The sequence below is a fragment of the Finegoldia magna genome (assembly GCF_018371055.1).
Classification (GTDB): Bacteria; Bacillota; Clostridia; order Tissierellales; family Peptoniphilaceae; genus Finegoldia; species Finegoldia magna_I.
Window position 1 is genome coordinate 1 of sequence record NZ_JAGYZD010000046.1, and the last position, 9,606, is coordinate 9,606.

Sequence of the window (9,606 nt, forward strand, 5' to 3'; positions counted from 1 at the left end):
TTGCAAATGGTCTATTACGATGTCTTTTTGTTGTGAAATGTACACTATATAGAATGGATGAAGTCGATTTTTTTGATCGATATTTATGCTGTCTTTGCGGTTTTTGAGTACAAATATTACTCCTTCTGGACAATCTTGTTGCGATTGGACTATGGTGTTCATCCCAAGTGGAGCTTTTTTTATGTCGGGATTGTTTTTGATATAATCCAATAAATCAAACTTGTATTCGTTCAATCCCAAGTCCATTATGGATATTCCTGTGTCCATTTCTTCAATATCTACGACTTCTTCTTGTAGCTTTTTGAGTTGTTTTTTCCTGTATTCAAGGTCTAGTTTTTGTTCATTGCTTAGAACATTGTCATCACCTGTTGCGGTCATGTCAACTATTTTCATTCTAGTTTCGACCCTTGCTTTTAGGTTAATGTATTCGTCCAGTGTCAAATCAGGCCAGAAGTTCACCAATTGTACGCATTTGTTTTTGGATCCAATACGATCAATTCTTCCGAATCTTTGTATTATTCTTACAGGATTCCAGTGTATGTCGTAGTTAATTAGATAGTCGCAGTCTTGTAGGTTTTGTCCTTCTGATATGCAGTCTGTTGCTATAAGTATGTCTATTTCTTCTTCTTGTTCAGGCATTATTAAGTTTTTGTCTTTAGAATTTGGTGAAAATAGTGTAAGTACGGTGTTTAAATCTGTACCAATGTTTTTTATTGTTGTTTTACTATCCGCTGATCCTGTTACTATTGCTGTATTAAGGTTGTACTTGTCCTTTACATATTTGCTGACATTTTCATACAAGTATTTTGCGGTGTCTGCAAATGCCGTAAATATAAGTATCTTTTTGTTTCCTGGGTTCAATGGATGAAGCTGTTTTTCATCGATTATTTGTAGGAGCGTTTTTAGTTTAAGGTCATACTCACTTGTTATGTCCGCTACGTTGATGGCTATTAGTTCTAGTATTTCCTTGTCTAATTCTAGTTCTCTTCTCCAGGATTTGTAATCCATATCTGCGATGTCGATTTGAACTTTTTTTCCAATTGTAAATGTTTCTTCTGTTTCGTCAATTTCATCGTCTATATTAGAAAAATCTTCAAGTTCTATGTTGGAACTTTTATTTGTTTTTTCATAGTTTTCTATTTCTTGTATTGTAGAGTTAATTGTTGATAGTATGCGGTCAATCGTCAATTTGAATGCATGAACTGAACTTTCCATTCTTTTCATTAGATTAATAGACATTAATCTTCTGATACCTTTTTCACGTCCAGATTGTGTTAGTTTTCCACTTTTGGAACTGGAATCATACTGGTCAGTGTATTTGGATAGTTTACTGCTCAATATATAATCAGTAGGTGTGTATATGCAGAGGTTGAGACTATTCAATTGGTCAAAAATATCATTATAAGTCACTGCGCTTTCAAGGTCTGTAAGTCCTGGCCTTTTTGAAATCGGTACGTTTCTTATTGGAAATGATCCTATTTGTGATGTATCGTAATATTTTTGAATGTGTTTTCTGGAGCGGGCTATGGTTACGCTGTCTAGTAATTCGAAAAAATCACTGTCTAGTGTATCTAGCAGATGTTGCGTGGTTCTATCTTCTGCTTCTAATTTCGTCCAGCTATTGAAAGCTTTTTGTGATTGTTTGAATATTTCATTGATGTTTTTGTTGGTGTTGAGCTTATTGTCAAGAAGTTCGTTGTTACCTTCATATGCTAATGCTAATTGATTTTTCAAGTCTGTAAATTTGTTGTTTACAGGTGTTGCTGACAACATTAGTACTTTTGTTTTGACGCCTGTTCTTATGACTTTATTCAATAGTCTGAGGTATCTGTTTTCTTTTTCAGAATCAACTAATTTCCCTCCGTTACGAAAATTATGTGATTCATCTATTACAACTAAGTCGTAATTTCCCCAATTAATTCTGTCGAGATCTATTCCGTTAGACTCTCCTTTTTCTCTGCTTAAATCTGTGTGAAATAGCACGTCATATCTCATGCGGTCTTCTGCGAGTGGGTTGTTTAGATAATTTGCTTTGTATGTATTCCAATTATCTTTTAGTTTTTTAGGGCACAATACAAGTACCGACTTGTTTCTATTTTCGTAATATTTAATTACTGCTAGTGCGGTGAATGTTTTTCCTAGACCAACAGAATCCGCTAGTATGCATCCGTTATATTTTTCTAGTTTGTTTATTATGGCTACGGTTGCATCTTCTTGATAATTAAACAACATATTCCATACTTTGCTGTCCTTGTAGCCTGTTGATTCGTTTGGTAATTCATCTTCTGATACATCTTGTAAAAATTCTTTGAATATGTTGTACAATGTTACAAAATACATATATTCAGGATTATTATCCTTGTATACGGTACTTATGCTTTCTATTATTAAATCGGTAACATCTTCTAACTTTTCCTTATCGTTCCAAAGTCTTTCAAATTGATCATAATACCTCTGACTTACTGGCATTTTGACTTTATTGATAAGAAAATAATCGTTATTTCCATCTTCAAGTCCCAAATCAGCAGTTGTGAAGCTATTTATTGGAGAATATGAAATATCATCTAAGTTCAAGAAGCCCGGCATGTTTTTATGAGTTGTGTTTGATTTGAATTTGGCTTTTCTTCTAATCCAATCTGCACATTCTTTGGCTATGGATTTTTGTGTCATTTCGTTTCTAAGTTTTATTTCAAATTCAGTTCCGAATATTTCCTGCTCTCTTACACTTTTGAAAATGTCATACTCAGCGCTTTCTTTTTTCAAGTCATCCGCAATAAAAGTTGGAGATGTAAAAATAAATTTGAATTCGTCAATATTTTCCAACTCTTTTTTTAGTTGGTCATAAGTATAAATAGAAAAACTTGCCGCTGCTATGGAAATAATGCTTCCTTCACGTATTTCACTGACTAAATCTTCTTTTAATGTTCTACTTTCATTATCAATTGTTTCCATAATCTCCCTCTTATTTTGGTTTCTATGTAAATTAATTTTATTATAGCTAATATTTTCATTATAGCATGAAAAATGATTAATATCGAAGGTTTGTTTGGTATTTTCAACTGTTTTTTCGTTGTTTCAAAAACAAAATCAACGTATCTGTAGCCACAACTGTCAACCAACTATCTTTTTAGAAGAAATGATTTTAATGTTTATTTCATAATTTCATCTTGACGAATGACACCATGTCACATATAATTTAATTATGACAGTATGTCATTTTAATTGAGGGGTGATTATATGCCGAAGCAAACTTTTTATAATTTGAGTGAAGAAAAGAGAAATTTGATTGATGAGGTTTTAAAGAATGAATTTTCTAAGAAGCCTTTCAAGGATTGTAATGTAAAAAATATTGTGGAGAGGTTGTCGATTGCGCGCGGTAGTTTCTACCAATATTTTGAGGATTTGAAGGATTGCTACTTCTACATTCTTGACAAGGAAACTAAGGATGTTCATTTGCTTTTTATGTCTGTGTTGAGAAATAACAACAACGATGTGTCGAGGGCGTTGGATGTGTTTGGCGATGAGGTGTGCAATCTGATTTTTGAAGATGGCGAGTATAATTTGTACAAGTTTAGGTATTTGTATTGGAATAGCGAGTTGGAAGATGGTTGGAAGGCTACGAAGAAGGAATATTACGAGATTTTCCACGATAATTCTGATGGTATGAAGTTGGAGCTTGTGTATTTTATGAAGGCTATTGTTCACAGTTTGATTGAGAGAATTTTCAAGGAGAATTGGTCTAGGGATGTTTTTCTAAAAAAATACAAGCTTCATATTAATTGGTTGAAAAAAGGGGTGGAAGATGAAGATTTTTGAGAGTTTATTTGATGTAATTTATTTGTCGGTTTTGGTGGCTCTTGGTGTTAGATTGTTGTTGGAGAAAAACAAGGGTGCGAAGTTGTTCGGTGTTATGACGATGGTGCTTGGTTTTGGTGATGGTTTTCATTTACTTCCAAGGGTGATTGCGCATCTGAGTCCTGGAGGTTTCGAGGCTCATGCAGCAGCTTTGTCGTGGGGTCAATTTGTGACTAGCATTACAATGACAATTTTCTACGTAATTTATTATCATTATTATCGCAATCAAAGTAATGATACGGACAATACGAAAAAATGGATTATTTATGGTTTGGCGGCTTTGAGGATTATTCTTGTGTTATTGCCACAAAATAATTGGGGAAGTAGTGATAGCAATTATATGTTCGGAATTTATAGGAATATTCCTTTCTTGATTATGGGAATTCTGTTGATTATGTGGTCATACAAGAAGAAAGATATGCCTGCGTTTAAGCACATGTGGATTTTGATTTTGTTGTCATTCTTATTCTACGTTCCTGTTGTTTTATTCAGCGATAAAGTTCCTGCAATTGGAGCTTTAATGATGCCTAAAACTGTGGCATATTTCTTGATTGTGTGGTTTGGTTTCAAACATTTTGTGAGTGAATTTGGCGTTAATAATTTGTTTGCAAATTCTATTACGCTTTTGATTATGGGACTTATAGGTGGTGTGTTCTATCGTGAATTCACGAAATTCTACGGTTTTAGCGATGTAACTCATCTTGGCAAAATCCACGTTCACACTTTGGTTCTTGGATTTGTCGTTAGTTTGTTGATGTATTTATTGGCAAAGGATATGAACGATGTAAAATCACTGAAGAAACCGTATGCGATCTATCTTACAGGTTTTACGTTCACAATCGTAAATATGGTTGTGATTGGAATTTACGAAGTGGTTCGTGAGGGAACGGATGTGATTGTTCGTGCGGCAATTGATGGAACTTCTGGCATAGGTCACATTATTCTAGGCGTTGGATTTGTGTGGATGTTTGTGAAATTATATAATTTGAAAATAGCAGAGTAATTATGGGAGTAGCTTATGTGAGCTACTCTTTTTGTGTTTTGTGGACTTTGTTTGGGTATATATGTAATGGAAGTATTGTAAATATCTAAGTTAACAAAAGGAGGATTTTATGGCGAAGAATTTTGAAAAGGCCTGTGTAATTGGCGGTGGCGTGATTGGTTCATCGTTTACTTTGCTTTTTGCTATGGGCAAGATGGATGTTAAAAGTTACAACAGAAGTTTGGAAAGTGAAGCAAAGACTAAGAAGATTATAGAAAAATACATGGACGAGTTGATTGAGAAGAAGGTCGTTGCGGAAGATAAGGAAACGATTTTATCAAGAATCAGCTATACTACGAACGAACAAGAAGCGATTGAATTTGCAGATATTGTGGAAGAGTGTATTCCAGAAAATTACGATGTTAAAAAAGAATTCGTGAAGGTTTTTGAAAAATACGCAAAGCCTGACGCTGTTTTGTGTTCAGCAACATCGGGACTACTAGTCACTAAAATCGCAGAAGATGCTGAGGGTCCCGAAAGAATTTTCGGAGCGCACCCTTACAACCCACCTCATTTGATTCCACTGATTGAGATTTCACAAGGAGAAAAATCAGACCCAGAAACTGCGAACGCTCTTCGTGAATTATTCACTAGATTGGGTAAGAAACCTATTATCATCAGAAATGAAGTTCCAGGTTTTATAGCAAACAGGCTTCAAGCCGTGGTGCTTCGTGAAATGATGGATTTGGTGGACAAAGGTGTCGTTAGCATGGAAGATTGCGAAACTGCGTTGACATTTGGCCCTGCAATTAGATGGGCAATTATGGGTCCTGGACAAATATTTGAACTTGGTGGCGGTGAACACGGACTTCAAGGTTTACTCGACCATATCGGCCCTTCGATGGAAACTTGGCTAGAAGATGCTGCTACATGGACGAAATTCACAGACGAAATCAAGAAGAAAACAGTCGACGGAGTTCACGAAGCAATCAAAAACAGACCGGCGAACATCGGCAACACTCATGAAACTCTTGCAAAATACCGTGACGGTATGCTTGTCGAAATACTACGACTTCACAAAGATTTTAAAATTTAATGATATAATGTGAAAATCTCCCGGATATGTTTCGGGAGATTTTTGGATACTTCTTCAATAGCTTGTTTCATTGAATATAAGTGAAAAGCCTCATGGTTTCCATACTTATTAAGTTTATCAAACATTCTCAATGTTGTTGGTTTTGGTGTAGCTGTCAATGCAAACATAGAAACATTTGACTGCTTACCAGATTTTTTAATTTGATCGATGATGAAGTCATCCTCATCTTAAAATTCATTACCATAAAATGCTAATGATTGGATTACAGCCTGCATATTCTTGCCAGCTGTAGAAGAATGTGCCTCATCAATAATAACCGCAAAGCTTTTGTTATTTAAGTTCTTAAGCTCATCCACAATGTATAGAAATTTTTGAATAGTTGTCGCTACAATCTTGGTATGAACTTCAATGCACTTAAAATAGGCAATAATAGTTCTACGGTTTTTCTCACATCACCCTGTGTGTAACATAATAAATCATCAATACCTATTATACCATCAACGTGTTTATCTTTAAAAAATCCATTATTTCTAAATGTCTCTGGTACAAAGTCCAACTTTTGGGGGTCACCTTAATTTTATAGTCGCACTTTTTTCTAATGTCTTAACTTTATTTAGTTCTTTCAAGGCTTGGGAAGGAGCTTTTTGTATTATTAACTATCCTTACTAAAAGTAGCATTACGGGAACTTTTGTAAGAACCCCTACAGTTGATGCAAGAACAACAGGAGAATCTACACCAAATAGGGCTATACCTACAGCCACTGAAAGTTCGAAAAAGTCAGATGCTGCTATTAAAGAAGCTGGCGCTGCTATCTCATGAGGTAGTTTGCTTACTTTACTTACAAAATATGTTAGAGAGAATGAAATCACATTTTGAAGTATTAGTGGAACTGCTATTAAAACTACATAAAGTGGATGTTTTACTATCATATCTCCTTGGAAAGTAAATATAATAACGAGGGTAAGAAGAAGTCCTATAGTAGTTACTCCGTCAAACTTTTTTATAAAGTTATTTTCCAGGTAATCTTTTCCCTTATTTTTTATTATAAAGTACCTTGATAAAAACCCTCCTACTAAAGGAATTACAACAAAAAGTACTAATGACATTAATAGAACATCCATTGGTAGAGTTATACCCTTTAAACCTAAAAGGAGCTGTACGAGTGGTACAAATAGGAAGATTATCAAGATGTCATTTACCGATATCTGTACAAGAGTTTGCGCTGGGTCTCCATTGGTAAGACTGCTCCACACAAAGACCATTGCTGTACATGGGGCTGTACCTAAGAGTACTGCTCCTATAACAAAATCATTGGCAAGATTAGCGGGTATTAACTGGCTAAATACATAATGGAAGAAAAGTGTAGATAGACCAAACATTAAAAATGGTTTGATTCCCCAGCTTGCTATTGTAGAAATAATTATACCTTGGGGATGTCTTCCTACATTTTTTAGTGAATTAAAGTCTATTCTAACCATCATAGGGTATATCATAAGCCACATTAAAACTGTTAAGATTATATTTTGACCCTTAAATTCCAATGACTGTAAGAAAGATTGAACAGATGGCATAAATCTAGCAATCAAAATACCTGCGGCCATGCAGAGTAAAACCCATATACTTAAATATCTTTCAAAAAAGCTAATTTTTTCGTTTGTTTCTTTCACCAATTTCACCTCTTTATTTATCTGCCTATTCTTATAATAGGTCTTTTAAATTGTCTTCTTTTAAATCTTCTGGAATCCACTCAACAAGGGCTGTGTTAGATTGAGATGTTTCATCTATTGTCTTGATCCACTCTTTTTCTTGATCGGCCCTAGCTTTCAAAATCTCGTTTTGGCTGCCACTTGCAAAGTAGCTCGAATTGATAATCCACCATTTATTAAAGATTTCTGCTCTATCTAGGTCTTCCTTAAGTCTTTTTGCTTCATAGTAAGGAGTTGCTTCTGCTAGGGCTATAATTAGAACCTCTGTATAATCCTTGTCCTTAAGCCTTGGAAGTAGTTTCTTTACTGATTCAGGTACATCTCCCTGGCTTCTTGAAATTTCCCTATTATAGCTTTCTGTTGATTCTAAAAGAAGAATTGTATGACCAGTTGGGGCTGTGTCTATTACTACTATTTCATCTTCTGACTTGTCTACTATATCAGCAAATGCACGAAAAACTGCAATTTCTTGGGTACATGGACTTCTTAAATCTTCTTCGATATAGTCAATGTCTTCCTCACTTGCCCCATCTTCCTTTGCCTTTCCTAGGACTTCCTCTCTATAAGATTCAAGCTCCTTATCTTCATCTATATAGGAAATAGTCAAATTTTCTCTTTCGCTTATTATATATTTTAGATGGTCTGCTGGGTCTGTTGTTGCAAGATGAACTTTTTGACCTTTTTCATTAAGGGCTAGGGCAATAGCTGCTGCTATAGTTGTTTTCCCTACTCCTCCCTTACCCATAGTAAGGATAACTTTTTTATTGTTCTTATATAGGTCGTCAACAACATCTTCTAGCCTTGATATCTTGCTAGTGTCTATGGTAACTGAAGACTCCATTTTTTCTTCTATATCATCCGAGAAAAATTTTCTAAGATTTTCAATACTAGATGTATTGTATGGTTTAAGTGGAAGATAGTAAGTTTCAAGGTCTTTTAGGCCTTCTGGCATTGCTTCCACATCTCTTTTTTGCATATTGTGTATAGCTGTTGAAAGATCATCATCATAGGAATCTAGCATACCATTTATTATGTGAATTTGGTTATCTACGCCAATTTCGTGGAGTTCATTTGATGTCCTTGCCGCTTCCTTTAGGGCTGTTTCTATAGGTCTAGAAACTAGTATAAGGCTAGTTAGCTCACTGTCAGCTAGGTTTTCAACAGCTTTTTTATAAATACCTCTTTCTTCATCTAGCCCTGATAGCTGGCCTAGGCAAGATGCTCCATACTTGTTGTTATCTAAAAAGTTTGTCCAAGCTGAAGGTAGTTCTAACATTCTTAGTGTATGGCCTGTAGGAGCAGTATCAAATATTATATGGTCATATTCAGCTGCAAGCTCTTCATCAGCTATAAAGATTGTGAACTCCTTAAAAGCTGCCACTTCAGTTGTACATGATCCCGAAAGCTGCTCTTCCATGGCTTCTATAACCTCATCCGGAAGTTTTCCTCTTTGAGGTCCAACTACGCTTTCCTTATAGTCTTCTAGGGCTTTCTCTGGTTCAAAGTTAGCTAGTTTTAAATTCTTTACCTTATCTATATCTCTTATTTTATTGTCTAAGTCTGTGTCAAAAATATCCTGTAAGTTTGATGCTGGGTCTGTACTAACAAGGATAACTTTTTTACCTTGGTCTGCTAGGTTTATAGCAAGACTCGAAGCTATAGAAGTTTTACCTACACCACCCTTTCCTGTAAAGAAAAGATACTTATTTAGCTTAACATTTTCTGGATTGAATCTTGTATACACATTGACCTCCTATCCTATCTATTTGTTTCCTTTATTCTTTTTCATTTTTTGAATTGCTATACCAGACATTATATATTCTTTTGGTATATCCAAAAATTCAACAAATTCATCATTTGTAGGGTATTCTCTTGTTTTGACTACTTCATCGTCAACCATTGTTATAGGAAGTACATCGACTCCTTCTTCATTTAACAGCTTGCTTACTTTATCATTTTCAGCGTA

At 34.9% G+C, this 9,606-nt stretch carries 9 protein-coding genes; 3 read left to right on the forward strand and 6 right to left on the reverse strand.

Features of this window, described 5'->3' with window-relative positions:
* The coding region (locus KHW44_RS03300; RefSeq protein ID WP_304065933.1) for a helicase-related protein at positions 1-2,952 on the reverse strand (2,952 nt) is incomplete at its 3' end.
* Positions 2,953-3,237: 285 nt separating this feature from the next.
* Here KHW44_RS03300 and KHW44_RS03305 point away from each other — a divergent pair.
* The 3 genes from KHW44_RS03305 to KHW44_RS03315 all read left to right on the forward strand — a co-directional run bounded on the left by KHW44_RS03305 (position 3,238) and on the right by KHW44_RS03315 (position 5,933).
* Positions 3,238-3,816 (forward strand): TetR/AcrR family transcriptional regulator, encoded by a 579-nt coding sequence (locus KHW44_RS03305; protein ID WP_304065935.1) that lies wholly within the window; start codon positions 3,238-3,240, stop codon positions 3,814-3,816.
* Positions 3,803-4,858, forward strand: coding sequence for a DUF2871 domain-containing protein (locus tag KHW44_RS03310; RefSeq protein ID WP_304065938.1), 1,056 nt, complete (start codon positions 3,803-3,805; stop codon positions 4,856-4,858). Before KHW44_RS03305 ends, KHW44_RS03310 begins: the two co-directional genes overlap by 14 nt.
* A 109-nt stretch (positions 4,859-4,967) precedes the next feature.
* Positions 4,968-5,933, forward strand: coding sequence for a 3-hydroxyacyl-CoA dehydrogenase family protein (locus KHW44_RS03315; protein ID WP_304065941.1), 966 nt, complete (start codon positions 4,968-4,970; stop codon positions 5,931-5,933).
* Positions 5,934-6,160: 227 nt separating this feature from the next.
* On the opposite strand, the gene KHW44_RS03320 is transcribed toward KHW44_RS03315, so the two are convergent.
* From KHW44_RS03320 to KHW44_RS03340, 5 genes are all read right to left on the reverse strand, one after another.
* On the reverse strand, positions 6,161-6,289 hold the full coding sequence (locus KHW44_RS03320; protein WP_304065944.1) for a hypothetical protein: 129 nt from the start codon (positions 6,287-6,289) through the stop codon (positions 6,161-6,163).
* Between the two features lie 29 nt (positions 6,290-6,318).
* Entirely contained in the window at positions 6,319-6,489 is a 171-nt protein-coding gene (locus tag KHW44_RS03325; protein WP_304065947.1) for a hypothetical protein, read from the reverse strand.
* Between the two features lie 53 nt (positions 6,490-6,542).
* The gene (arsB, locus tag KHW44_RS03330) at positions 6,543-7,601 is read right to left on the reverse strand and encodes an ACR3 family arsenite efflux transporter (protein ID WP_316095146.1); all 1,059 of its coding nucleotides are present in this window, start codon (positions 7,599-7,601) and stop codon (positions 6,543-6,545) included.
* Positions 7,602-7,632: 31 nt separating this feature from the next.
* Entirely contained in the window at positions 7,633-9,384 is a 1,752-nt protein-coding gene (gene arsA / locus KHW44_RS03335) for an arsenical pump-driving ATPase (protein WP_304065953.1), read from the reverse strand.
* Positions 9,385-9,402: 18 nt separating this feature from the next.
* On the reverse strand, positions 9,403-9,606 hold a 204-nt coding region (locus KHW44_RS03340; protein ID WP_304065956.1), incomplete at its 5' end, for an arsenic metallochaperone ArsD family protein.